At 63.8% G+C, this 23,534-nt stretch carries 23 protein-coding genes and 1 other RNA gene; 14 read left to right on the forward strand and 10 right to left on the reverse strand.

Annotated features, from left to right (window positions below):
- Positions 1 to 66: 66 nt before the first annotated feature.
- From tfpB to AC07T0_RS04355, 5 genes are all read left to right on the forward strand, one after another.
- Positions 67 to 1,848 (forward strand): type IV pilus assembly ATPase TfpB, encoded by a 1,782-nt coding sequence (gene tfpB, locus AC07T0_RS04335; protein WP_495000018.1) that lies wholly within the window; start codon positions 67 to 69, stop codon positions 1,846 to 1,848.
- Between the two features lie 112 nt (positions 1,849 to 1,960).
- Positions 1,961 to 2,881, forward strand: a complete 921-nt coding sequence (locus AC07T0_RS04340; RefSeq protein WP_103496108.1) for an SPFH domain-containing protein — start codon at positions 1,961 to 1,963, stop codon at positions 2,879 to 2,881.
- 9 nt (positions 2,882 to 2,890) lie between these two features.
- A complete protein-coding gene (locus AC07T0_RS04345; protein WP_495000019.1) occupies positions 2,891 to 3,340 on the forward strand; it encodes an NfeD family protein in 450 nt (149 codons plus the stop codon).
- Between the two features lie 67 nt (positions 3,341 to 3,407).
- Entirely contained in the window at positions 3,408 to 3,728 is a 321-nt protein-coding gene (locus tag AC07T0_RS04350; RefSeq protein WP_495000020.1) for a DUF2388 domain-containing protein, read from the forward strand.
- A gap of 241 nt (positions 3,729 to 3,969) precedes the next feature.
- A complete protein-coding gene (locus AC07T0_RS04355) occupies positions 3,970 to 5,109 on the forward strand; it encodes a DegT/DnrJ/EryC1/StrS family aminotransferase (RefSeq protein WP_495000021.1) in 1,140 nt (379 codons plus the stop codon).
- Positions 5,110 to 5,289: 180 nt separating this feature from the next.
- Here AC07T0_RS04355 and gcvH read toward each other — a convergent pair whose 3' ends face one another.
- The 8 genes from gcvH to AC07T0_RS04395 form a co-directional block, all read right to left on the reverse strand.
- Complete coding sequence (gcvH, locus tag AC07T0_RS04360; protein WP_495000022.1) at positions 5,290 to 5,673, reverse strand: glycine cleavage system protein GcvH; 384 nt, start codon at positions 5,671 to 5,673, stop codon at positions 5,290 to 5,292.
- A 59-nt stretch (positions 5,674 to 5,732) separates the two neighbouring features.
- Complete coding sequence (gcvT, locus tag AC07T0_RS04365) at positions 5,733 to 6,815, reverse strand: glycine cleavage system aminomethyltransferase GcvT (protein ID WP_495000023.1); 1,083 nt, start codon at positions 6,813 to 6,815, stop codon at positions 5,733 to 5,735.
- Between the two features lie 155 nt (positions 6,816 to 6,970).
- A complete protein-coding gene (locus tag AC07T0_RS04370) occupies positions 6,971 to 8,587 on the reverse strand; it encodes an ABC transporter permease (RefSeq protein ID WP_495000024.1) in 1,617 nt (538 codons plus the stop codon).
- Between the two features lie 84 nt (positions 8,588 to 8,671).
- Entirely contained in the window at positions 8,672 to 9,673 is a 1,002-nt protein-coding gene (locus AC07T0_RS04375; RefSeq protein WP_495000025.1) for an extracellular solute-binding protein, read from the reverse strand.
- Between the two features lie 259 nt (positions 9,674 to 9,932).
- The gene (locus tag AC07T0_RS04380; protein WP_495000291.1) at positions 9,933 to 11,150 is read right to left on the reverse strand and encodes a 2-octaprenyl-3-methyl-6-methoxy-1,4-benzoquinol hydroxylase; all 1,218 of its coding nucleotides are present in this window, start codon (positions 11,148 to 11,150) and stop codon (positions 9,933 to 9,935) included.
- Positions 11,151 to 11,243: 93 nt separating this feature from the next.
- Complete coding sequence (gene ubiH, locus AC07T0_RS04385) at positions 11,244 to 12,431, reverse strand: 2-octaprenyl-6-methoxyphenyl hydroxylase (RefSeq protein WP_495000026.1); 1,188 nt, start codon at positions 12,429 to 12,431, stop codon at positions 11,244 to 11,246.
- Positions 12,428 to 13,762, reverse strand: coding sequence for a Xaa-Pro aminopeptidase (gene pepP, locus AC07T0_RS04390; RefSeq protein ID WP_495000027.1), 1,335 nt, complete (start codon positions 13,760 to 13,762; stop codon positions 12,428 to 12,430). The genes ubiH and pepP overlap by 4 nt, the downstream gene beginning before the upstream one ends.
- 31 nt (positions 13,763 to 13,793) lie before the next feature.
- On the reverse strand, positions 13,794 to 14,348 hold the full coding sequence (locus tag AC07T0_RS04395; RefSeq protein ID WP_495000028.1) for a YecA/YgfB family protein: 555 nt from the start codon (positions 14,346 to 14,348) through the stop codon (positions 13,794 to 13,796).
- Positions 14,349 to 14,493: 145 nt separating this feature from the next.
- Between AC07T0_RS04395 and AC07T0_RS04400 the strand changes: the two genes are divergently transcribed.
- The 4 genes from AC07T0_RS04400 to AC07T0_RS04415 all read left to right on the forward strand — a co-directional run bounded on the left by AC07T0_RS04400 (position 14,494) and on the right by AC07T0_RS04415 (position 15,922).
- On the forward strand, positions 14,494 to 14,703 hold the full coding sequence (locus AC07T0_RS04400) for a TIGR02449 family protein (protein ID WP_100942079.1): 210 nt from the start codon (positions 14,494 to 14,496) through the stop codon (positions 14,701 to 14,703).
- Entirely contained in the window at positions 14,700 to 15,017 is a 318-nt protein-coding gene (locus tag AC07T0_RS04405; protein WP_495000029.1) for a cell division protein ZapA, read from the forward strand. The genes AC07T0_RS04400 and AC07T0_RS04405 overlap by 4 nt, the downstream gene beginning before the upstream one ends.
- Positions 15,018 to 15,048: 31 nt before the next feature.
- A non-coding RNA gene (gene ssrS, locus AC07T0_RS04410) (6S RNA) lies at positions 15,049 to 15,227 on the forward strand.
- An 86-nt stretch (positions 15,228 to 15,313) separates the two neighbouring features.
- Positions 15,314 to 15,922: a 5-formyltetrahydrofolate cyclo-ligase gene (locus tag AC07T0_RS04415; protein ID WP_495000030.1), complete on the forward strand. Its 609-nt coding sequence runs from the start codon at positions 15,314 to 15,316 to the stop codon at positions 15,920 to 15,922.
- A 33-nt stretch (positions 15,923 to 15,955) separates the two neighbouring features.
- Here the strand turns inward: AC07T0_RS04415 and AC07T0_RS04420 are convergent, their stop codons facing one another.
- On the reverse strand, positions 15,956 to 16,114 hold the full coding sequence (locus AC07T0_RS04420) for a hypothetical protein (protein WP_495000031.1): 159 nt from the start codon (positions 16,112 to 16,114) through the stop codon (positions 15,956 to 15,958).
- A gap of 185 nt (positions 16,115 to 16,299) precedes the next feature.
- Here AC07T0_RS04420 and AC07T0_RS04425 point away from each other — a divergent pair, with 185 nt between their 5' ends.
- From AC07T0_RS04425 to AC07T0_RS04440, 4 genes are all read left to right on the forward strand, one after another.
- Positions 16,300 to 16,749, forward strand: a complete 450-nt coding sequence (locus AC07T0_RS04425) for an EVE domain-containing protein (protein ID WP_495000032.1) — start codon at positions 16,300 to 16,302, stop codon at positions 16,747 to 16,749.
- 250 nt (positions 16,750 to 16,999) lie between these two features.
- Complete coding sequence (locus AC07T0_RS04430) at positions 17,000 to 17,965, forward strand: HlyD family secretion protein (protein WP_495000033.1); 966 nt, start codon at positions 17,000 to 17,002, stop codon at positions 17,963 to 17,965.
- Entirely contained in the window at positions 17,962 to 20,685 is a 2,724-nt protein-coding gene (rbbA, locus tag AC07T0_RS04435) for a ribosome-associated ATPase/putative transporter RbbA (RefSeq protein ID WP_495000034.1), read from the forward strand. Before AC07T0_RS04430 ends, rbbA begins: the two co-directional genes overlap by 4 nt.
- Positions 20,685 to 21,803 carry an ABC transporter permease gene (locus AC07T0_RS04440; protein WP_495000035.1) on the forward strand — a complete coding sequence of 373 codons (1,119 nt, stop codon included), beginning with the start codon at positions 20,685 to 20,687 and terminating at the stop codon, positions 21,801 to 21,803. Before rbbA ends, AC07T0_RS04440 begins: the two co-directional genes overlap by 1 nt.
- A gap of 65 nt (positions 21,804 to 21,868) precedes the next feature.
- Here the strand turns inward: AC07T0_RS04440 and AC07T0_RS04445 are convergent, their stop codons facing one another.
- On the reverse strand, positions 21,869 to 22,285 hold the full coding sequence (locus AC07T0_RS04445) for a flagellar basal body-associated protein FliL (RefSeq protein ID WP_495000036.1): 417 nt from the start codon (positions 22,283 to 22,285) through the stop codon (positions 21,869 to 21,871).
- Between the two features lie 156 nt (positions 22,286 to 22,441).
- Between AC07T0_RS04445 and AC07T0_RS04450 the strand changes: the two genes are divergently transcribed.
- Positions 22,442 to 23,419, forward strand: a complete 978-nt coding sequence (locus AC07T0_RS04450) for an NADPH:quinone oxidoreductase family protein (RefSeq protein WP_495000037.1) — start codon at positions 22,442 to 22,444, stop codon at positions 23,417 to 23,419.
- Positions 23,420 to 23,534 lie beyond the last annotated feature (115 nt).

Raw genomic sequence — 23,534 nt, forward strand, 5'->3', positions numbered from 1 at the left:
AATTGACGATCAGACAGGGACTACGTCTGGATCGCCGCTTGCAGGATCGACCGCATAGGAGCCCGCATGTCCGTCGCCCCCCTCCACCAGGACCGCTGGCTGGATCTCAATGAGCTGTTGCGCGAATTGGTCGCCCAGGGTTTTATCAGCCAGGATGCGGCCGAACAGGCCCTGGCCACTCGGCGTAACTCACGCGCCCCCCAACAGCATCCGCTGGAGCTCATCGCCAGCCAGCAGTTGGATGACCTGAGCCGTCCCGGTAAAACCCTGGACCTGGAAAGCCTGACCCTCTGGCTGGCCCGCCACGCTGGCCAGCCGTACCTGCGCATCGATCCGCTGAAGATCAACGTGGCCGCGGTGACCGCGCTGATGTCCTACGCCTTTGCCCAACGGCACAAGATCCTCGCGGTGGCGATCGACCGCGACAGCGTGACCATCGCCAGCGCCCAGCCCCATGTGCGGGCCTGGGAGGCCGACCTCAGCCATGTGCTGAAACTGCCAATTCGCCGGGTGGTGGCCAACCCGGTGGATATCCAGCGTTTCACGGTGGAGTTTTTCCGCCTGGCCAAGTCGGTCAGCGGGGCCAGCCTGGTCGACCAGAAAAACCATAACCCGGGCAACTTCGAGCAGTTGCTCAACCTCGGCGCCAGTGACCAGGAGCCGGACGCCAACGACGCCCATATCGTCAATATCGTCGACTGGCTGTTCCAGTACGCCTTCCAGCAGCGGGCCAGCGATATCCATATCGAGCCGCGCCGCGAACAGGGCACCGTGCGCTTTCGCATCGACGGCGTGCTGCATAACGTCTACCAGTTCCCGCCCCAGGTGACCATGGCGATTGTCAGCCGCCTGAAAAGCCTGGGCCGGATGAACGTCGCGGAAAAGCGCAAACCTCAGGACGGCCGGGTCAAGACCAAGACCCCGGACGGCGGCGAAATCGAGTTGCGGCTGTCGACCCTGCCCACCGCGTTCGGTGAAAAGCTGGTGATGCGGATCTTCGACCCGGAAGTGCTGCTGAAGAATTTCGACCAGTTGGGTTTCGGGGCCGACGACCTTCGCCGTTGGCAGGACATGACCACTCAGTCCAACGGCATCATCCTGGTCACCGGCCCCACCGGCTCGGGCAAGACCACCACGCTGTACACCACCTTGAAGAAGCTGGCGACCTCGGAGGTCAACCTCTGCACCATCGAGGACCCGATCGAGATGATCGAGCCGGCCTTCAACCAGATGCAGGTCCAGCACAACATCGACCTGACCTTCGCCAGCGGCGTGCGCGCGCTGATGCGCCAGGACCCGGACATCATCATGATCGGCGAAATCCGCGACCTGGAAACCGCCGAAATGGCGATCCAGGCCGCGCTCACCGGCCACCTGGTGCTGTCGACCCTGCACACCAACGACGCGCCGAGCGCCATCAGTCGCCTGCTGGAACTGGGCGTGCCGCATTACCTGATCAAGGCCACGCTGCTCGGGGTCATGGCCCAGCGCCTGGTGCGCACCCTGTGCCCGCACTGCAAGGCACCGATCCAGCTGGAGGAAGAGGACTGGCAAAGCCTGACCCGGCCCTGGCAGGCGCCGATGCCGAGCGGCGCCCAGCGTGCCGTCGGTTGCCTGGAGTGCCGCGACACCGGCTATCGCGGGCGCGCCGGGGTCTACGAGATCCTGGTCTTGAACGACGGCCTGAAGGCGCATATCCATGCCGACACCGACCTCCTGAGCTTGCGCCGCCAGGCGTTCAAGGACGGCATGCGCAGCCTGCGCCTGTCCGGCGCGCAGAAGGTCGCGGCGGGGCTGACCACAGTCGAAGAAGTGTTGCGGGTGACGCCGCAAAGTGAGCAGCACTGATGAAAGTGTCACGCCATGCGTCCGGCGCCGAGTAAACACTTTTTATCCGCGCCAGCCCCGTTACACTCAAGGTAACCGCCTTCTCGATCAACACTTGCAACAGGGAATCGTCATGCAAATCGGTAGCGTACTCCTGCTCTTCGTCGGCCTGGCCATTGCCCTCGTATTCATGGGTTTCAAGGTCGTGCCCCAGGGTTATCAATGGACGGTGGAGCGCTTCGGGCGCTACACCAACACCCTCAAGCCGGGCCTGAACATCATCATCCCGGTCATGGACCGCATCGGGCGCAAGATCAACGTGATGGAAAGCGTGCTCGACATCCCGCCCCAGGAAGTCATCACCGCCGACAACGCCACGGTCCAGATCGACGCCGTGTGCTTCTTCCAGGTGGTCAACGCCGCCCAGGCCGCCTATGAGGTGAACAACCTCGAACATGCCATCCGCAACCTGTTGCAGACCAATATCCGCACCGTGCTTGGCTCCATGGAACTGGACGCCATGCTCGGCCAGCGCGATGCCATCAACGAGCGCCTGCTGCGCACCGTCGACGAAGCCACCGCGCCGTGGGGCATCAAAGTGACCCGCATCGAGATCAAGGACATCAGCCCGCCCGCCGATCTGATGGCGGCGATGTCCGGGCAAATGAAGGCCGAACGGGTCAAGCGCGCGCAAATCCTCGAAGCCGAAGGCCTGCGCGCCTCGGCGATCCTCACTGCCGAAGGCAAGAAGCAGGCGCAGATCCTCGAGGCCGAGGGCGCTCGGCAGTCGGCCTTCCTGCAATCCGAGGCCCGTGAGCGCCAGGCCGAAGCCGAAGCCCGGGCCACCCAGGTGGTTTCCGAGGCCATCGCCAAAGGTAACGTGCAAGCGGTGAACTACTTCGTTGCGCAGAAATACATCGACGCTCTGGGCAAGCTGGCCTCGGCCAACAACAGCAAGGTGATCCTGATGCCGCTGGAAGCCAGCCAGGTGATCGGTGCGGTGGGTGGCATCGGCGAAATCGTCAAGGCCACGTTCGACAGCAAGAAACCCTGAGGCAGCGCCATGTGGGAATTCCTGCAATACCTGTCGTTCTGGGATTGGTTGGCCCTCGGCACGCTGCTGTTGATTTTCGAAATATTTGGTGCCGGCGGTTACCTGCTCTGGGTCGGGACCGCCGCCGCCGCCGTGGGCGTCCTGACCTACCTGATTCCCGGCCTGCACTGGACCTTGCAGTTCGTGCTGTTCGGCGTGCTGTCGATTCTCACGGCGTACCTCTGGTGGAAGCGCCAACGCAGCAACGCCCGGCCCAGCGACCAGCCGGGGCTCAATGAGCGCGGTCATGATCTGCTCGGCCGGACCTTCGTGGTGCATGTCGCGATTATCGCCGGACGCGGCAAGATCAAGGTCGGCGACAGCGTCTGGATGGCCACCGGGCCGGATGCAGAGGTCGGCACCCAGGTCCGGGTAATCGGCCAGGACGGCAGTACCCTGCACGTGGAGCGGATTGAATAGGATCAACGGAACTCCGGTGTAACAAACTGAATCAAACCTTTCAGATATCCCATCACCGGAGTTACCCATGCGTATCAAAACAGCAGTTGTCGCCTTAGCCTTGTTTACCCTCCCCGTTGGTGCGGCGATGGCCGACGAGTTCTGGCGCAACGTCATTTCCTCTGGCGCCACCACCGGTTCCACCTACCTGACCTTCAGGAAGGACCACAAGCTGGTGGCCGCGGCCCAGGACGATGCCGGCAGCTTCGTCGCCAGCGATGGCGGCATCCGCGGCCCTTACCTGGAGGCCGCCATGCAGAAACTGCGGACCGACAACCCGAGCCTGAAGGCCACCGACATGGAATTGGCCAACGCCATCCTGGCGAAGAACACTGTCGCCGAAGACTGATCCAAAGGCTTCACCCCCCAGTCAAAACGCCGCTTAACCGCGGCGTTTTGCATTGCCCGGCAGAAACCATCGATCGACGCCCAGGCACCGGCCCGACGTGCTCGTTCAGCGTCCGGACAGCAAAAAAAGCACCGAATTTTCACCTTAAAACAGTATCATCGGCACCATTGCAGCCTTGCTGCCTACTCTTCATTGCCGCCGGCAGAGCACTGCCGGCCTTCACATCGGACGTCACGACCTCATGAGCGAACTTCCTTTCCTGCCTTTTTCCAAACCGACCATCGACGAAGCGACCATTGCCGCCGTAGGCGATGTCCTGCGTTCTGGCTGGATCACCAGCGGTCCGAAGGTTGCGGCCTTTGAAGCGCAACTGTCGGAATACTTCGGCGGACGTCCGGTGCGCACCTTCAACTCCGGCACTTGCACCATGGAAATCGCCCTGCGTATCGCCGGTATCGGCGCTGGCGACGAAGTGATCACCACGCCAATCTCCTGGGTCGCCACCGCCAACGTGATCATCGAAGTCGGTGCGACCCCAGTGTTCGCCGATATCGACCCGGTGACCCGCAATATCGACCTGGACAAGGTCGAGGCCGCCATCACCCCACGCACCAAGGCCATCATCCCGGTCTACCTGTCCGGCCTGCCGGTGGACATGGATCGCCTGTACGCCATCGCCAAGAAACACAACCTGCGCATCGTCGAAGACGCGGCCCAGGCCCTGGGTTCGGAATGGAACGGCCAGAAAATCGGCGCCCTCGGCGACCTGGTGTCGTTCAGCTTCCAGGCGAACAAGAACATCACCTCGTCCGAAGGCGGCTGCCTGGTATTGAACAACGCCGAAGAAGCCCGTCTGGCCGAGAAATATCGCCTGCAAGGCGTGACCCGCACCGGCCATGACGGCCTGGACGTGGACGTGCTGGGCGGCAAGTTCAACATGACCGACGTTGCCGCAGCCATCGGCCTGGGCCAGTTTGCCCATATCGATAAGATCACCCCGCACCGTCGCGGGCTGGCCGAATACTATTTCGAATGTTTCGGCAGTGATTTCGAAGAGAAATACGGTGCGCAGCTACCGGTGAAGGATTTCACCAACAGCAACTGGCACATGTTCCAGCTGGTACTGCCGGAGCGTCAGGACGGCCAACCGGCCCGGGCGACCTTTATGGAAGAGATGAAGCAGCGCGGCATCGGCATCGGCTATCACTACCCGGCGATCCACCTGCTGAGCCTGTACCGCGAACGCGGCTTCAAGGAAGGCATGTTCCCGATCGCCGAGCGCGTCGGGCGCCTGATCGTGTCGTTGCCGATGTTCAACGCCATGACCAAGGCCGATGTCGAGCGTTCGGTGGCAGCGGTCAAGGCAGTCTTGCAGCGCTAATCCAACCCGCTTCCACAGTGTCCGAGTCGTGTACAAAAGTTCTGAACGACGCAGGACCTGTGGGAGCAGAGCTTGTCGGAACGCCGCACCGCCGCGAAGGGAACACTGCGGTTTTTCAGATACACCGCGTTATCGTTCTTCGCGGGCAAGCTCCGCTCCCACAAAAACCAAGCCGGCGAATTACTCGCCGATTGCCGCCTTGTAACCCGCCGCATCCAGCAACGTCTCCAGCTCCGCCACATTGCTCGGCTTGAGCTTGAAGATCCATGCGCCGTGCGGATCGGAGTTCAACAACTCAGGCTCGCTGGACAGCCCTTCGTTGACCGCGATCACCTCGCCCGACACCGGCGAATAGATATCCGAAGCGGCCTTCACCGACTCGACCACACCGGCGGCCTCGCCAGCGGCAAACACCTTGCCGACTTCAGCCAGTTCGACGAATACCACATCACCCAAGGCTTCCTGAGCATGGTCGCTGATGCCGACGGTGACAGTACCGTCAGCTTCCAGGCGGGCCCACTCGTGGCTTTCGGCAAAACGCAGATCAGCAGGGATATCGCTCATATTCAGTGTCCTCAAATTTAAGTATCAGTGGCGGAGCGATTGAGGGCCCGCCGGAAAAGTCAGATCAAGGTTTTGCCATGGCGCACGAACGTCGGCTTTACCACGCGAACCGGGTACCATTTGCCACGAATTTCAACTTCAGCGCGATCCGCCGTGGCGGCGGGCACGCGCGCCAGCGCAATCGACTTGCTTAGCGTAGGAGAGAAACTACCACTGGTGATCTCTCCTTCGCCAACCTCGGCGATCCGAACCACTTGGTGAGCCCGCAGAACACCGCGCTCCTCCAGCACCAATCCGACCAGTTTGAGCTGCGCTCCGGCGGCTTTTTCCGCTTCCAGGGCACTACGTCCGATAAAGTCGCGATTGGCCGGTTCCCAGGCAATGGTCCAGGCCATATTGGCCGCCAGCGGCGAAACGTTCTGGTGGATATCCTGGCCGTAAAGGTTCATACCGGCTTCCAGGCGCAGGGTATCCCGGGCGCCAAGACCGATGGGCGAAATACCCGCGCCCACCAGATCGTTGAAGAAGCCCGGGGCCTGGTCGGCCGGCAGGACAATCTCCAGACCGTCTTCCCCGGTGTAGCCGGTGCGGGCGATAAACCAGTCACCGTCGCTGCGGCCTTCGAAGGGTTTGAGTTGCTGGATCAGTTGGCCACGGGACTGGGTCACCAGTTCGGCGATCTTGTGCCGAGCCTGCGGCCCCTGGATCGCCAGCATCGCCAGCTCCGGGCGTTCGTGCAGTTGCACGTCGTAGCCGGCGAGCCGGGCCTGCATCCAGGCCATGTCCTGATCACGGGTGGCGGCATTGACCACCAGGCGGTAACCGACCTCGGTGCGATAGACGATCATGTCGTCGACCACTCCGCCGTGTTCGTTGAGCATCGCGCTGTACAAGGCGCGACCGGCACTGTCCAGGCGCTCGACATCGTTGGCCAGCAGGTGGCGCAGCCAAGCCTTGGCCTGGCTGCCGCTGATATCGATCACGGTCATGTGCGAGACATCGAACACACCGCAGTCACGTCGTACCTGATGGTGTTCCTCGACCTGCGAGCCGTAATGCAGTGGCATATCCCAACCGCCAAAATCGACCATCTTCGCGCCGAGGGCGAGGTGCAGGTCATAGAGAGGCGTACGCTGTCCCATGGGTTTCTCCTTCCGGGCGTGGCGAAGGCGCGGACAGGCAGGAAACCGACTTGAGCCCTTTATGGATGGGGCCTTGAGTCCTGTTTCGTACCCGGTCTGTCAGACGGACCGCACCGAATGCCGCGCATTGTAGCCGCAAGGGGGAGCCATGACACCTAGCCGATTCGATGCGCCGAACGGCGAATCAAGCCGATCACCGGCAACAGGCCGACCAGCACCAGCGTCAAGGCCGGCAGCGACGCCCGCGCCCACTCCCCTTCACTGGTCATTTCGAAGATCCGCACCGCCAGCGTGTCCCAGCCAAACGGGCGCATCAGCAAGGTGGCGGGCATTTCCTTGAGTACATCGACGAACACCAACAACGCCGCGCTCAAGGCACCGGGCAGCAATAACGGCAGATACACTTGGCAAAACAATAGTGGCCCACTGACACCAAGGCTACGCGCCGCCTCGGGCAAGGATGGCCGGATACGCGCCAGGCTGTTTTCCAGCGGCCCATAGGCCACTGCGATAAACCGCACCAGATAGGCCAGCAGCAAGGCCGACAGGCTGCCCAGCAGCAACGGCTTACCGGTCCCGCCCAGCCAGCTCGACAGCGGGATCACCAGTACCCGGTCCAGATAGCTGAACGCGAGCATGATCGACACCGCCAGCACCGAACCCGGCAGCGCATAGCCAAGATTGGCCAGGCTGACCCCGGAACGGATGACTCGGGTCGGCGCCTGTCGGCGGGCAAAGGCCAGCAACAGGGCCACGCTGACGGTAATCAACGCCGCCATGACGCCCAGGTACAGGGTGTGCAGGATCAATCCGGTGTAGCGCTCGTCGAGATCGAAGCGGCCGCGTTGCCAGAACCAGACCAGCAGTTGCAGCAGCGGGATGACGAAGGCGCAGGCGAATACCAGCAGGCACCAGGCGCTGGCCGCCAGGGCCTTGGCACCGCGCAGATGATAGAGCGGCTGGGCCCGCGTGCGCTCATTGCCGGTGCGCACGGCGCCACGGGCGCGGCGTTCGCCGTAGAGCACCAGCATCACCGCCAACAGCAGCAGGCTGGCCAGCTGCGCGGCGCTGGAGAGACTGAAGAAACCGTACCAGGTTTTGTAGATGGCGGTGGTGAAGGTGTCGAAGTTGAACACCGCGACGGCACCGAAATCCGCCAGGGTCTCCATCAGCGCCAGGGCCACGCCGGCGCCTATGGCCGGACGGGCCATGGGCAGGGCCACCCGCCAGAATGCCTGCCAGGGCGATTGCCCGAGCACCCGGGCGGCTTCCATCAGGCCCTTGCCCTGGGCCATGAAGGCGCTGCGCGCGAGCAGGTAGACGTAGGGGTAGAAAACCAGCACCAGAACCAGGATCACCCCACCGGTGGAACGGATCCGGGGCAGGCGCAGGCCACTGCCGAACCATTCGCGCAACAGGCTCTGCAGCGGACCGGCGAAATCCAGCAGGCCGACAAAGACAAACGCCAGCACATAGGCCGGGATGGCGAACGGCAGCATCAGCGCCCAGTCCAGCCAGCGTCGACCGGGGAACTCGCAAAGGCTGGTGAGCCAGGCCAGGCTCACCCCCAGCAGGGTGACGCCGAGGCCGACGCCCAGCACCAGGCTCAGGGTGTTACCCAGCAGGCGTGGCAGCTGGGTGTCCCAGAGGTGGGACCAGATCTGCAGGTCGATCGACTGCCAGGACAACAGCAGCACGCTCAGCGGCAGCAGTACCAGGGCGGCGACAGCGAATACCGGAAGGTACCAGCGGCGTTGAGCGGAATGGGCCAAGGGGATTCTCGGTAAAGGGTACGCCAGGGGGCGGGCGAAGATGCTCCTTGGGGGAGTGGTGCTTGTGTGGGGCTTACTACCAGGTCAGTTCCAGCCAGCGCGATCCATCAGGCGGATGGCTTCGGCCTGGCGCTTGCCAGCGATCTCCACCGGCAAGGTATCGGGCGCGAACTTGCCCCAGCTCGCCACTTCCGCCGAAGGCGGCACCGCCGGGTTGGCCGGGAACTCCTGATTCACGTCGGCGAAGATGCGCTGCGCCTCGGGGGTGGTCATCCATTCCACCAGGGCCTTGGCCGCTTCGGGATGGGGCGCATGCCTGGTCAGGCCGATGCCCGAGAGGTTCACATGCACGCCGCGATCGCCCTGGTTCGGCCAGAACAGTTTGACCGCCAGGTCCGGGTTCTGCTTGTGCAGGCGACCGTAGTAGTAGGTGTTGACGATCCCGACGTCGCACTGCCCGGCATTGATCGCCTGCAGCACGGCGATATCGTCGGAGAACACATCGGTGGACAGGTTGCCGACCCAGCCCTTGAGGATCTGCTCGGTCTTCTCGGCGCCATGGACTTCGATGAGGCTGGCGGTCAGCGACTGGTTGTAGACCTTCTTCGCCGTGCGCAGGCACAGGCGGCCTTCCCACCGCTTGTCGGCGAGGGCTTCGTAGCTGCTCAGGTCGGCGGGTTTGACCCGTTCAGTGGAGTACGCCAGGGTTCGCGCGCGCAGGCTCAGGCCAGTCCACTCATGGGCGGACGAACGGTATTGCGGCGGAATATTGGCGTCGATCAGCTTGGACGTGAAGGGCTGCAGGATACCCATCTTCTCCGCCTGCCAGAGGTTGCCGGCGTCGACTGTGAGCAGCAGGTCGGCACTGGCGTTCTCGCCTTCGGCCTTGATCCGCTGCATCAGCGGCGCTTCCTTGTCGGTGATGAACTTGATCTTGACCCCGGTCTTCGCGGTGTAGGCGTCGAAGACCGGCTTGATCAGTTCATCGATACGCGAGGAGTAGACCACCACTTCGTCGGCGGCGTGGGCAGTGCTGGCCATGAGGGAAAGGGCCAGGGCCGTCAGTAGACGCTTGGGTGCCGACATGGGAGCGGTCTCTCGATTTCGAAATGAGCGCGAAATGATAGTGACTCACATTTCGCTTCTCAAACCTAACCGTAGACGGAGGAGTTACCAGATGTTGCACGGGGGCCTGCCCATGAGACCGCGTAATCGTTCATCGCGAGCAAGCTCGGCTCCTACAGGGCCGGGGCCGGTCACAAAATAGTGGTCCGCGCGCACTCTGCAGGAGCCGAGCTTGCTCGCGATGAGGGCCGTGAGAACGCGAAAAGCCCCGCTAAAACCATCAGGCCCTGGCCAACTCCGGCAGATCGCCCGTCAGTCCCAGCGCCTGGCGCACAAACAGCGCCTTGGCCTCGGGCATCTGCTCGACGCTCTTCAAGCCGGTGTTACGCAGCCAGCGCAGCGCCAGCGAGTCAGCCTGGAACAACCGCTCGAAGCCTTCCATCGCCGCCATCAGCGCCAGGTTGTGCGGCATGCGTCGCCGTTCGAAACGGCTGAGCACTCGCACATCCGCCAGCCGCTCGCCGCGCTCGCACGCATGCAACAGCACTTGCGCCAGCACCGCCGCATCGAGGAAGCCCAGGTTCACGCCCTGGCCGGCCAATGGGTGAATGGTGTGCGCCGCATCGCCGATCAGCGCCAGCCCTTCGGCCACATAACGTTTGGCATGGCGCTGACGCAGCGGCACGCAGAGCCGCGCATCCGCCGAAAGCACGGAGCCCAGCCGGCCTTCGAAAGCCCGCTCCAGCTCCCGGCAGAAATCTGCCTCTTCCAGCAGCATCAGGCGCTGCGCCTGCTCCGGCGTGGTCGACCAGACGATCGAGCACCAGTCCTGCTGCCCATCCCGCTCCAGCGGCAGGAAAGCCAGCGGGCCGTCATCGGTAAAGCGCTGCCAGGCGGTCATCTGGTGCGGTCGCGAGCTGCGCACGCTGGTGACGATGGCGTGGTGCAGATAGTCCCATTCGCGGGTGGCGCAGCCGGCCAAACGACGGACCGCCGAATTGGCGCCATCCGCCGCGATCACCAGGGGCGCGCGCAGCTTGCGGCCATCGGCCAGGGTCAGCAGCCAGTCGTCGCCGGAGCGGCGCATCTGCTCCAGGCGCGCATTGGCCAGCAGGCCCATGTCGCAGTCATGCAGGCGGTCGAGCAAGGCATCCTGGACCACCCGGTTCTCGACGATATGCCCCAGCACCTCGGCATGCACGCTGGCCGCCGAGAAGTGAATCTGCCCGGTGCCGCTGCCGTCCCAGACCTGCATGTCGCGGTACGGACTGGCCCGTCGGGCGCTGATCCCGTCCCAGACGCCAAGGCGTTCGAGAATCCGCTGGCTGGCGGCGGACAAGGCGCTGACCCGCGGTTCGAAGGCCGCCTGCGGGTCGAACGGCTTGACGCTCAGGGGGCTGCCGTCGAGCAGGAGAATCTCCAGCCCGCTGTCTTTCAACGCCAGGGCGAGGGCGCTTCCGACCATTCCGGCCCCGACAATCAGCACATCTGCGCGCATTTCCATGCTTTAAGCCTGTAGTGAAGAGTGAGCATGCCCCCTGTGGGAGCCGGCTTGCCGGCTCCCACAGGGTTTGGGGTGTCGATGCAGGTCCTAGACATCGGAGCGGGTACCCAGGCCCATGGCCTGCCGGGCGAACCAGCGTTTGGCCGGCGGTAGCAGGTCGAGGCCCAGCAGGCCGATATTACGCCCCAGGGCCACCAGCGGCTGGGCGTTGCCGAACAGGCGGGTGACCTGGTCGGAGAAGCCTACCGTGAGCTGTTGGTCGAGGCGCTGACGCGTCTGATAGGCCTGCAAGGTGGCCAGGTCGCCCAGTGGCACCGTGCTTGCCAGCAAGGCCTCGGCCAGGGCCTGGGCATCGCGCAGGGACAGGTTGAAGCCCTGGCCGGCAATCGGATGCAGGCTGTGGGCCGCGTTGCCCAGCACCACCAGGTGCGCCCGCACCTGTTCTTCGGCTTCCACCAGGCTCAACGGGTACAGATGCCGCGCACCGACCTGGCGCAAGGTGCCCAGGCGATAACCGAACACACCCTGCAATTCCGCGAGGAAACTGCGCTCGTCCAGTCCGGCCAGACGCTGGGCATCCATCCCCTGCCGGGTCCAGACCAGCGCGCAGCGATTCTCCGGCAACGGCAGCAGGGCCATCGGCCCTTCGTCGGTAAACCGCTCGAAAGCCATGCCGTTGTGGACTTCACTGGTGGTGATATTGGCGATCAGGGCACTCTGGTGGTAAGGCCGTTTGCGCACCCCGATCCCCAACTGCTCGCGCAACCCGGAGCGACCGCCGTCGGCCAGTATCGCCAGGTCGCAGTCCAGCTGGGTTTCATCGCCCAGGGTCAGCCGATAGCCGTCTTCCAGCGGTTGCAGGTGGGTGACTTCGGCCGGGCAGCGCCAGCTGATCACCTCCTGGTCCAGCGCCTGCCACAGGCATTGCCCCAGCCAGGCGTTCTCCACCACATAGCCGAGGGCCGGCACGCCCTCTTCCATGGCGGACAAGCGCGCCGTGGAGAAACGCCCACGGTCAGACACATGGATCTGCTTGATCGGCTCGGCCCGCTGGCTGATCGACTGCCACACGCCCAGGCGCTGATAGATCTGCCGGGCGCCAAAGGACAATGCCGAAGAACGTGCGTCGTAGCTGGGCTGGTAGCTGTCGCCGGGGGCGAACGGCTCGATCAGGACAATCTTCCAGCCCCGGGCCTTGGCCCCAGCCTGCAAGGCCAGCGCCAGGCTGGCACCGACCAGGCCACCACCGATGATCGCCAGATTGACCCGGCTCATGCCGCTTCGGCCCGGGCAGCGGCCATCAATGCCTCGATCTCGGCGACGGTCTTGGGCGCCCCGCCGGTCAGAATTTCACAGCCTTGCCGGGTCACCACTACATCGTCCTCAATGCGCACACCAATGCCTCGCCATTTCTTCGCCACGTTCGGGTTGTCCGGGGCGATATAGATCCCCGGCTCCACGGTCAGCGCCATGCCGACCTCCAGCACGCGCCATTGATCACCGACCTTGTAGTCGCCGACATCATGCACATCCATCCCCAGCCAATGGCCGGCACGGTGCATGTAGAAGGCCTTGTAGGCTTCGGCGGCGATCAGCTCGTCGACATTGCCCTGCAACAGCCCCAGCGCCACCAGTCCAGCGGTAATCACCTGCACCGTGGCCTCGTGGGCCTGGTTCCAATGCTTGTTCGGCGCGATCTCGGCAAAGGCCGCCTCCTGGGCCGCCAGCACCAGTTCGTAGATCGCCTTCTGCTCCGGCGAAAACCGCCCGCTGACCGGCCAGGTGCGAGTGATATCGCTGGCATAGCAGTCGATCTCGCAACCGGCGTCGATCAGTACCAGGTCGCCGTCCCTGAGCAGCGCGTCATTCTGCTGGTAATGCAGGATGCAGCTGTTGCGCCCGGTCGCGACGATGGAGCCGTAGGCCGGCATCTTCGCCCCGCCCTTGCGGAACTCGTAGTCCAGCTCGGCTTCCAGGCTGAATTCATGCAGGCCGGCGCGGCTGGCCTGCATCGCCCGCACATGGGCCCGGCAGGAAATCGCCGCGGCTTCGCGCATCACCTTCACTTCCGCCGCCGATTTATACAGGCGCATGTCGTGCAGCAGATGATCCAGGGCAACGAATTCGTTCGGCGGTTGCGCGCCGAGGTGGGCCTTGGAACGGATCACGTTGATCCACTCCATCAGGTGCCGGTCGAACTCCGGGTTGCTGCCCATGGCCGAATAGACCCGGTCGCGCCCTTCGATCAGGCCCGGGAGAATGTCGTCGATATCGTTGATCGGAAAGGCATCGTCGGCGCCGAAGTCGCGGATCGCGCCCTCCTGGCCGGCCCGCAGGCCGTCCCAGAGCTCGCGCTCGACATTGCGCTCGCGGCAGAACAGCAGGTATTCGCCATGGAGTCGGCCGGGAATCAGCACGATCACCGCCTGGGGCTCGGGAAAACCGCTCAGGTACTGGAAATCGCTGTCCTGGCGATAGACATGCTCGACATCGCGATTGCGGATCGCCACGGCGGCGGCCGGCAGGATCGCGATGCTGTTGGGTTCCATCTGCGCCATCAGGGCCTTGCGGCGCCGCGCGTATTCCGCTTTCGGGATATGAATCATGAGCAGATGGAGCTCCCTGTCTGAAGGCGTCTTAGTGCAGAGAAGGCTTGGCAGCCGGTTCAGCCGGTTTGTTGACTTCGGTGAACAACAGCAGCGGCGCGACCCGCAGGTATTCCATGACTTCCATGTAATCGCTTTCGCCGTCGTCGGATTCTTCCAGGGCGTCCTGCACCTGGGCGATGGCCGCCAGGTCCTGGAGCACCTCGGTGGCCTCGACGCTCAAGGCGTTGGCGCGGTAGGTCAGGCCGAAGCCGGCGAGGAAACCCTGGCACCACTGGCCCAGGGCGATAGCGCGCTCGGTCAGGGGTGCGTCGTCGCTGGGCAGCAGCAGGACAACGGTCATGTCGTCGCTGGTAAGCTCACCCTTGACCATCTCTTGCAGGCCGATCAGGGCGTTGCGCACGTTGTCTTGCGGTTCGCCTTCGAGCAGTTCGGCGGCGTCCACCAGCCAGCTGTCGGCGGCAAAGCCGGCACCGGCGCAGCTGCGGCCGAGCAACAGACCGTGCAGTTCGGCCGGTGAGACCGGGTGACCGCTGGTGCTCAGCAGGGTGGCAAAGGCGTTATACGGGGAATTCTGAATAGGCATGGGCGGCTAGGCGCCAAGCGGCGCAATGTCTAGAATGAAGGCCTTGTATCCTAGCATTCGCGCACGAGCCAGACCATCGGCCGTCCAAACGTTTGCTCCGCGCGGTGTTTACTACCGTTCATCAGTCATATTCAGTGGATACCCGATGGAAGACACCGACCTGCACGCGCTGATGGCCAGACTCGAACTGCTGATTACCCGGGTCGAGCAACTAAAAAGCCAAAACGGACTCTTACTAGCTCAGGAAAAGACCTGGCGCGAGGAGCGCGCAACCCTCATTGAAAAAAACGAAATCGCCCGGCGTAAGGTCGAATCCATGATTTCGCGCCTCAAAGCCCTGGAGCAAGACTCATGAGTTCAAGCAATAACGTGACCGTGCAGATCCTCGATAAAGAATATTCGATCATCTGCCCACAGGAAGAACGCAGCAACCTGGTCAGTGCCGCTCGCTACCTGGACGGCAAGATGCGCGAGATCCGCAGCAGCGGCAAAGTCGTCGGTGCCGACCGCATCGCCGTGATGGCCGCGCTGAACATTACCCACGACCTGCTGCACCGCCAGGAACGCCCTGATGTACAGGCCAGTGGCTCGACTCGCGAACAGGTGCGGGATTTGCTCGACCGTGTCGATTTGGCGCTGTCCACTGATCCGGACAACAGCAAAGGCTGATTCCTACAGCCAGTTTCGGGTATACTGATGCCACTCCCTGGAGTGCTTGCCAGTTGGTGATGTCCCTGAGCCGATTCGCAAAACCACGGGAGTTGCACGTTGGGGCCGGTGCGCATGTCCGCTAGACGGAAAGCCTTAAGGCCTCCTGCAACTTCCACCTTGAACTCTCGGGTTCAAGGGCTAAGCCGACAGCGGTACGTCGGGGAGCCTGATTTCAATCCACTGCCGGCTATCAGTGCCGGCATTGGTGTTAACGAGTTGCCGTCCTGGTCGCTCGACTGCCCAAGCCAGACACCATGACGACCGAACCTGCGCCGCCTTCCCGCCCGCAACTTCGACGCCTGCTGCGCCAGGCCCGCCGCGCGCTCAGCACCAGCGAACAACGCCAGGCGGCCCGCGGCCTGTATCGGCAAATGGCGCAACACCCGCTGTTTCGCCGCGCCCGCCATATCTCCCTGTACCTGCCCACCGACGGTGAAATCGATCCGCGCCTGCTGCTGCGTGAAGCGCAACGGCGCGGCAAGCAGACTTATCTGCCGGTGCTGAGCGCCTGGCCGCGCACGCGGATGGTGTTCCAGCGCATTCGCCCAGGGGAAAAATTGCAGCCCAATCGCTTTCGGATTCTTGAGCCACGGGTCAAGCTGGCCGCGCAACGCAAGGTCTGGACGCTGGACCTGGTGCTGCTGCCACTGGTGGGTTTCGATGTGGCAGGCGGGCGACTGGGGATGGGCGGCGGTTTCTATGATCGCAGCCTGGCGTATCTGGCCCGCCGGCAAAGCTGGCGCAAGCCGACGCTGCTGGGACTGGCCCATGAATGTCAGAAAGTCGGGAAGTTGAATCAGGCCAGCTGGGATGTGCCGTTACAGGGCACGGTCACCGACCGCGCCTGGTATTTCGCGCCATAACCAATCGGCTCGATCCGGCAAGAGCCGCCGGGATCAGCGCTTGAACAGGGTCGAATGCTGCGGCTGCGGCTGGACGACTTCCACCGGCAGGTCTTTCTTGCCGGACCAAAGGCCCTGGGCATAGCCGGTAGTGACTACGCCCAAACCGAACAAAATCACCAAAATCCATAGTAAATCCGGTTTGCGTTTCATCGATTGCCCCCCTAGGCAAATGGTCCACGATGACAGCAACGGTTTTCGTTATTAGGCCGTGCAGCAGCGTCAAGCTTAAAATCCCGGCATTTTGCGATAACGTGAAGCACTACGCAAACATTGGCGTCAACCGACTGTCGGTTAGTGTGTGAAATTGCCCGACAAATTGCCCAAGGAGCAAAACCATGGCCTATTGGCTGATGAAATCCGAGCCCGACGAGCTGTCCATCGAAGGCTTGGCCAAGCTCGGCGAGGCACGTTGGGATGGCGTGCGCAATTACCAGGCACGCAATTTCCTGCGGGCGATGGCGCCGGGCGATGAGTTTTTCTTCTATCACTCCAGTTGCCCGGAGCCGGGGATTGCCGGGATTGGCCGGATCGTCGCGGTGGCGTATCCGGACCCGACGGCGCTGGACCCCGAAAGCCCGTATCACGACCCCAAGGCCAGTGCCGAGAAGAATCCCTGGAGCGCCTTGCAGGTCGCCCATGTGGAGACCTTTGACAAGGTGCTCGGGCTTGGTTACCTGAAGCAGCAGGCCGAGCTGGCGGAGATGCCGCTGGTGCAGAAAGGTAGCCGATTGTCGGTGATGCCGGTCACACCCGGGCAGTGGGCAGCGCTTCTGGCTTTGCGCTGAATCCAACGGCCTCTTCGCGGGCAAGCTCCGCTCCCACACCACAGTACAGTGTCGATCACGAATTTTGTGCACGACACTGACCTAATGTGGGAGCGGAGCTTGCCCGCGAAGAGGCCAGCACTGACAACACAGTATCCAACCATGCACCCCGCGCCCGATTCAGGTTGGGCTTGCCGCTCATTTGATCAATATCAACGCGTTTCGCCGCGTATTCGCGCAAACTTGGACGCTACTGACGCAGGATGCCGCCATGTCGATGAATCAACGTAGTTCCCGCCTTTTCGCCGGCGCCCTGCTCGTGCTGCTGGCCGCCGCCGGGGGCTTCGGCTACTGGAAATCCCTTCACGACCGCCTGCCCGAAGGCCTCGGCGTGGGTAACGGTCGCCTCGAAGCCACTGAAGTACAGATCGCCAGCAAGACCCCGGGTCGGCTGGCCGAGGTGCTGGTCGACGAAGGCGACAAGGTCACTCAGGGCCAACTGCTCGCCCGCCTCGACACCCGCACCCTCGAAGCCCAGCGCAACCAGGCCGAAGCCGAAGTGCTGCGGGCCCGTGAGAACTTCGCCGCGAACCAGGCCAACGTGCAACTGCGCCAGAGCGAACTGTTGCTGGCCGGCCAGGAGCTCAAGCGCTTTCGCGAACTGTCCCAGCGCGGTTTCGCCAGCGGCCAGGTGATCGACCAGCAACAGGCGCGCTACGACACCAGCAACGCCGCGCTGACCGCCGCCAAGGCCCAGGTCTCGGCCACCAACGCCGCCATCGGCGCGGCCCAGGCCCAGGTCGCCCAGTTGACCAGCGAAATCGACGACAGCAGCCTGCGCGCGCCCCTCGACGGGATTATCCAGCTGCGCCTGGCCGAACCCGGGGAAGTCCTCGGGGCCGGTGGCCGGGTGTTGCTGCTGATCGACCCCAGCGACCAGTACATGAACCTCTACCTGCCTGCTTCCGTGGTCGGCCGCCTGACCCAGGGCGACGAAGCGCGGGTCGTGCTCGACGCCCTGCCCGAACACCCCCTGTCAGCGAAAGTCGCCTTCGTCGCCGCCAAGTCGCAGTTCACCCCCAAGGAAGTGGAAACCCGTGACGAGCGGCAGAAACTGGTGTTCCGGGTCAAATTGCGCCTGACCGAACCCGCCGCCGCGCCCCAGGCCAAGCCCGGCATGCCCGGCGCCGGCTACGTGCGCACGAGCCCCGTGGACTGGCCGGTCAACCTGAAATGAGCGGCCTGGCGCTGCAAGCCAGTGGTATCCAGCATCGCTACGGCGAGCAACAGGCCCTGGTCGACATCGCCTTCAGCCTGCCGGCCGGCACCCGTTGCGGTCTGATCGGCCCGGACGGTGCGGGCAAATCCAGCCTGCTGGGGCTGATTGCCGGGGTCAAGAAGCTCCAGCAAGGCCAGTTGCAGGTGCTCGGCGGCGCCATCGACGAGCGCCGCCACCGCGCCAGCCTGTATCCGCGCATCGCCTTCATGCCCCAGGGCCTGGGTGGCAACCTTTACCCCGACTTGTCGATCAGCGAGAACATCCGTTTCTTCGCCACGCTGTTCGGACTGGGGAAAGCCGAGTGCAACCTGCGCATGCACAACCTGCTGCGCGCCACCGACCTGGAGCACTTCAGCGAGCGGCCAGCCGGCAAACTCTCCGGCGGTATGAAGCAGAAGCTCGGCCTGTGCTGCGCACTGATCCACGACCCCGACCTGCTGATCCTCGACGAGCCCACCACCGGCGTCGACCCGCTGTCCCGGCGGCGCTTCTGGGAACTGGTGGATGAGTTCCGCCGCCAGCGCCCGCAACTGACGCTGCTGGTGGCAACCGCCTATATGGAGGAGGCCGAACAGTTCGAGCATTGCCTGATGCTCGACCGTGGCCGCCTGATCGCCGCGGGCCTGAGCCAGGAACTGGCCGCCAGCACCGCGAGCGGCAAGCTCGATGACGCCTTCACCCATTTCCAGGGCGACAGCGGCCACGACAACCAGCCCCTGGTGATCCCGCCGCGGGACGCCGGCCAGACCGAAATCGCCATTGAAGCCCACGAACTGACCCTGCGCTTCGGCGATTTCACCGCGGTAAACAAGGTCAGCTTCGCCATCGGTCGCGGCGAGATCTTCGGCTTTCTCGGTTCCAACGGCTGCGGCAAGACCACCACCATGAAGGTCCTCACCGGCCTGATGCCGGCCAGCGAAGGCCGCGCCACGCTGCTCGGCAAACCGGTGGACGCCGCGGACCTGGCGACCCGCAAGCGGGTCGGTTTCATGTCCCAGAGTTTCTCGCTGTATGGCGAACTCAGCACGCGACGGAACCTTGAATTGCACGCGCGCTTGTTCGACCTGCCCAAGGCCGACAGCTCGACACGGATCGAGGCACTGATCCAGCGCTTCAACCTCGGCGAGATCGCCGACCAACCGTCCGCGGCCCTCCCCCTGGGCCTGCGTCAGCGCCTGTCACTGGCGGTGACAGTGCTGCATCGCCCGGAAGTGCTGATCCTCGACGAACCCACTTCCGGGGTCGATCCGGCGGCGCGGGACGATTTCTGGCGCCTGTTGATCGAACTGTCCCGGGAACAGGGGGTGACGATTTTTCTCTCCACCCACTTCATGAACGAAGCCCAGCGCTGCGACCGTATTTCCTTGATGCATGCCGGCCAGGTGCTCGCCTGCGACACTCCGGACGCCCTGCAACGGCAGTTCCACGGCGACACGCTGGAGGCTGCCTTTGTCCGCTGCCTGGAGCAGGCGCAGGGCGGTTCGCCGGAACCGCAGACCACCAGCGATGACACGGTGCCAGCGGCGTCCAGCCTGGCACCGAACAAGACCGGCTTCAGTCCCGCGCGCTTGCTGGCCGTGGCCAGCCGTGAAGGCAAGGAACTGCTGCGTGACAAGGTCCGGCTGGCCTTCGCCCTGCTGGGCTCGCTGTTCATGATGGTGATCTTCGGCTACGGGATTTCCCTGGACGTGGAGAACCTTGCCTTCGCCGTCTATGACCAGGACCAGACGCCACAAAGCCGGGCCTACCTGGAAGCCTTCCGCGGCTCGCGCTACTTCGATGAGAAACCGCCGATCCGCGATGCCGCGCAACTGCACCAGCGCCTGCAACGCTCGGAGATCAAGCTGGCCCTGGAGATCCCTCCGGGCTTCGGCCGCGACCTGTATGCCGGGCGCCAGCCCACGGTGGCCGCCTGGCTGGACGGCGGCATGCCGTTCCGCGCCGAAACCAGCCGCAACTATGTCGAAGCCGTGCACCAGGCCAACCTCGAACAACTGGCGGCGCAAAGCAGCCCGGCCTACGACGCCCGCCCTGCCGCCCGTCTGGAAACGCGCTTTCGCTACAACCAGGACGTGGTCAGCGTAAACGCCATCGGCCCCGGCGTCATGGCGTTGATCCTGGCCTTTATCCCGGCGATGCTCACTGCCCTGGGCATTGTCCGCGAGAAGGAACTCGGTTCGATTACCAACTTCTATGCCACGCCGTTGACTCGCCTGGAATTCCTGCTGGGCAAGCAGGCGCCTTACCTGGCGGTCAGCCTGGTCAACCTGGGCCTGCTGGTGGCGATGAACCGCTGGCTGTTCGGCGTGCCGTTCAAGGGCAGCGGCCTGACCCTGGCCCTGGGCGGCGTGCTCTATGTGCTGGCGACCACCGGCATGGGCCTGCTGATCTCGGCGTTCACCCGCACCCAGATCGCCGCGATCCTTGGCACCATGATCATCACCAGCCTGCCGACCATCCAGTTCTCCGGATTGATCGTACCGCGCTCGTCGTTGGACGGCGGCGCCGCGTTGATGGGCATGCTGTTCCCCGCCGGGCACTTCCTCGACATCGCCGTCGGCACCTTCACCAAGGCCCTGGATCTGCGCCAGCTATGGCCGCAGTGCCTGGCGCTGTTCGGATTCTTCGTCGCCTTTACCGGCCTGAGCCTGATCATGCTCAAGAAGCAGGAGGCCTGATGCACAAGCTCGCCCATATCCTGCGCCTGGGCCTCAAGGAACTGACCAGCCTGCGCCATGACAGCGTCCTGCTGCTATTCCTGTTCTATGCCTTCAGCGTGGCGATCTACATGCCCGCGGCCGGTTCGGTGATCGGCGTGCACAACGCCAGCGTCGCCCTGGTGGACGAGGACCGCGGTGCACTGTCGCGCAAACTGGGCGATGCCCTGCAACCGCCGGAATTCCAGCACCCGGCGGCGCTGGCCTACGACCGCCTGGACGCGGCCCTGGACAACGGCCAGTACACCTTCGTGATCAATGTGCCGGCCAACTTCCAGAGCGACCTGCTGGCCGGACGCTCACCCACCGTGCAGGTCAACGTCGACGCCACCGCCATGAGCCAGGCGTTCATGGGCGCCGGCTATATCGGGCGGATCTTCCAGCGCGAACTCCTCGACTACAGCGGCCAGGCCGAAGCCACGAGCCAGACACCGGTGCTACTGACCAGCCGGGCATTGTTCAACTCCAACCTGGAGGGCGGCTGGTTCCTGGCGGTGATCCAGATCGTCAACAACATCACCATCCTGGCAATCATCCTCACCGGCACCGCGCTGCTGCGCGAGCGCGAGCACGGCACTCTGGACCACCTGCTGGTGCTGCCGCTCACAGCCCTGGAAATCATGCTGGCGAAAATCTGGAGCAACCTGCTGGTGGTGGTGATCTGCACCTGGGTGTCGCTGGAGGTGATCGTCAAGGGCGCGCTGGGTGTGCCGTTGGCCGGCTCGCTGGGGTTGTTCCTGGGCGTGACGGCACTGTATCTGTTCGCCAGCACGGCACTCGGCATCTTCCTTGCGACCCTCGCGCGCTCGACCCCGCAGTTCGGCCTGCTGGCGATCCCGGTGATTATCCCCATGCTCCTGCTGTCCGGCGGCAGCACGCCGCTGGACAGCATGCCGACCTGGCTGCAATGGGTGATGCAGGGCTCGCCGTCGACACACTTCGTCAGCCTGAGCGCGGCCATTCTGTTCCGCGATGCGGGAATCAGCGTGGTCTGGCCGGATGTGCTGGCGCTGGCCGCCATCGGCCTGCTGTTCTTCGCGATAGCGCTGGCGCGCTTCCGTAAGAGCCTGGCGTCCTGAGTTGCCGCTCAGCTAAAGCCGAGCACGGTCTTGTGGCGAGCGGGCCCCGGTATGCCTCTTGAGCGTTATTGAACGATCAGGTTATTGAACAGCAGGTCCTCGATCACTGGTTTGCCGGTTTCATCGTTCATCACCTGCTGAACCTGCTTCAGCGCTTCCTGACGCATTTTTTCCTTGGCCTCGACGTTGCTCATCGACTCCACGGTCTGCTGGGCGAACAGCGCCACCAACTGGTTACGGATCAGCGGTTCATTGGCCTTGACCGCCTTGGCCGCCTCTTCACCGGTGACGCGCAAGGCCACGTCGGCCTTGTAGACCTTGAGTTTCGGACTGCCATCGAGGCCATAGTTACCGACAAACGGCGGCGTCAGGCTGATATAGCTGACTTTCGGCCCCGCCGCTTCCCCTTCCTTGGCTTCTTCCGCCGCCACTGCCGCCAGCGGCAGGGACAAGGCCAACATCAACATGATCAACGCTTTCACAATTCGCTCCTTATCCGGTTTGCGGCCTAGCATAGCGACCCGCACCGCCCTGCCCAAGCAAAAGCTTATGGCGGACTATCAGGGTGGGGCATGCTCGTTGACCCTTTGACTCACACACCTACACTTATCGGCCATCACTCCCAAAGGAATAGCCCGATGAAAGCCGTGCTCTGCAAAGCCTTCGGCCCCGCCGAAACGCTGGTGCTGGAAGAGGTCGCCAGCCCGGTGCCCGCGAAGAACGAGATCCTGCTGCAGGTGCACGCCGCCGGGGTGAATTTCCCGGACACGCTGATCATCGAGGGCAAGTACCAGTTCAAGCCGCCCTTCCCGTTTTCCCCGGGTGGCGAGGCGGCCGGCGTGGTCGCCGCGGTGGGTGAAAAGATCAGCCATCTCAAGGTCGGCGACCGGGTGATGGCCCTGACCGGCTGGGGCAGTTTCGCCGAGGAGGTGAAAGTGCCCGGCTATAACGTGCTGCCGATCCCCGCCGCCATGGATTTCACTACCGCCGCCGCCTTCAGCATGACCTACGGCACCTCGATGCACGCGCTCAAGCAGCGCGCGCAGTTGCAACCGGGGGAAACCCTGCTGGTGCTCGGCGCTTCCGGAGGCGTGGGCCTGGCGGCCGTGGAAATCGGCAAGGCCATGGGCGCCCGGGTGATCGCCGCCGCCAGCAGCGCCGAGAAACTCGCGGTGGCCAAGTCCCTTGGCGCCGACGAACTGATCAACTATGGCCAGGACAATCTCAAGGACGAAATCAAGCGCCTGACCGACGGCAATGGCGCCGACGTGATCTACGACCCGGTCGGTGGCGACCTGTTCGACCAGGCCATCCGCTCCATCGCCTGGAACGGCCGCCTGTTGGTCGTGGGCTTTGCCAGCGGGCGCATCCCGGAGCTGCCGGTGAACCTGGCGCTGCTCAAGGGCGCGGCGGTGGTCGGGGTGTTCTGGGGCTCGTTCGCCCAGCGCCAGCCCCAGGACAACGCCGCCAACTTCCAACAACTGTTCAGTTGGTTCGCCGAGGGTAAATTGAAGCCGTTGGTGTCGCAGACCTATCCACTGGCGCAAACCGCCCAGGCCATCAATGACCTCGGCCAGCGCAAGGCCGTCGGTAAAGTGGTGGTACAGGTGCGTTGAGCAGCCGCGACGCTGACACTGGTTTCACCCGGCAAGACGCCTGAATACCGCTATATTTTGCCCATGGCCCGGGCGCGCTCATCACGAGCGCGCCCCTGCACTCCATCGAGGCACC

This window comes from Pseudomonas sp. GW821-FHT04D07, from assembly GCF_059420225.1.